Source organism: Methanobrevibacter sp. (assembly GCF_045577275.1).
Taxonomy (GTDB): domain Archaea; phylum Methanobacteriota; class Methanobacteria; order Methanobacteriales; family Methanobacteriaceae; genus Methanobrevibacter.
Window position 1 is genome coordinate 1 of record NZ_JAZNIB010000058.1, and the last position, 1,567, is coordinate 1,567.

At 34.6% G+C, this 1,567-nt stretch carries 2 protein-coding genes; both read right to left on the bottom strand.

Annotated features, from left to right (window positions below; all coding sequences use genetic code 11):
- Window positions 1-26: 26 nt before the first annotated feature.
- Window positions 27-884, bottom strand: coding sequence for an SGNH/GDSL hydrolase family protein (locus tag ACKI67_RS01825; protein ID WP_407461691.1), 858 nt, complete (start codon window positions 882-884; stop codon window positions 27-29).
- A gap of 94 nt (window positions 885-978) precedes the next feature.
- Complete coding sequence (locus tag ACKI67_RS01830) at window positions 979-1,563, bottom strand: SCO family protein (protein ID WP_407461693.1); 585 nt, start codon at window positions 1,561-1,563, stop codon at window positions 979-981.
- Window positions 1,564-1,567 lie beyond the last annotated feature (4 nt).

Below are 1,567 nucleotides of genomic sequence, written 5' to 3' on the forward strand. Positions count from 1 at the left end.
AAAAAAGCAGCTTCCACTTATTATTTTTATTGAAGATTCTCCCCATTCTTCTCCCCCTCATTGGCCATCCTCATACTTTTTATATTTTCTTTAATACGCTCTTTCATTTCGTCATATATTCGCGAAGCAATGATTTCATAACCCCTGTCATTCGGATGAAAATAATCTTCTTTGTATAAAAGATTTTCATCTGAATTTGAAAATGCATCATCAATCCGTATAAAATATCCATTAGGATCCCTAGTAACGATTTCCTGACTGATACTATTCCAATCATCCATAATCATATCAAGTTCCTGAAAAGCAGAAATCCATTTTCCAAAAGGATTGTACAAGCCGACAAAATAAATATCCGCATCCTTATTATATTGTCTAATTATACTAAAAATCTCTTCTAATCGCTCTTCATAGTGATTGGCTTCAAGATAAAAATCTTGCATCGTTAAATTTGTAAATTGGTCTTTTACCACTTTCATGATATCATTTCCGCCAATTGTAATCACAATAGCATCTGCCTGTTGGATATCCATCATTAATTGTGGTGTTTTCAGCCTTTCTAAGAGATCCGTTGTTCGATTGCCACGAACACCATGGTTATTAAATTCAGCTTCTTTTATCCCTCTATTTTGCTCTAAATAAGACACTAAATAAGGAATGTATCCACCACTTTCACTGCTGTCTCCGACCCCCTGTGTCAAGGAGTCCCCTAAAGATACGATATTTATATTAGTTGGGAAAAAATCCTCAGGGATTTCTCGTTTTATTGCTTTTGTTAGATAAGAAGTTGAGTGATCTTCCATTTGCTTTCCGAATAAAGATGGATATGAATTACACCCAGCAAGCATTAAAGTCAGCATCACCGTAATCGAAGTTTTCCAAAACATAAGATGTCACCTGCCTAAAGATTACTCTTAGTATATTCATTATATTTACAACAATTATCAATATGATATAAAAAAGGACAGGTTTCCCTGCCCCCTAATTTGACTGTAGTATTTTTATATGCTTTATAATATCATCGAATGGTATATCTTCAAGTCCAGAATATTGCTGAACGACTATTCCGTCTTGATTGACCAGTGAAAAACTGGTTCCATGAATGACCTGATCTCCTTCAGCCGGTTTGGAGACCAATAATTTAAAGCTATCTTTCGCCAAGCTTTCAATTGTTTCCTGGTCATACCCCGTCAAAAAGCTCCAATTGTCAAAATCCGCCTGAAAGCTTTCGCCATATTTTTTTAATACAGCAGGATTATCAAACTCAGGATCCACACTAAAGGATACAATCTGTACATCTTCAAGACCCTCTTCTGATATCTTATCCTGAAGCTTTTTCATATTAGAAGTCATTGGCAAACAGACCGTATTACAATTGGTAAATATAAAGTCAGCAATCCACACTTTTCCTTCTAAATCACCTTTTGTTAGGTTATTTTCATTTTGGTCAGTAAAGGTAAAATCATTTACCTTCCAATTCTTCGCATTGGGTATTTCTTGTTGGGAACATGCATTTACGATCATAAGTAGAAAAAAAATCATTGCTATCTTGCCAAAATTTCTCATAAAT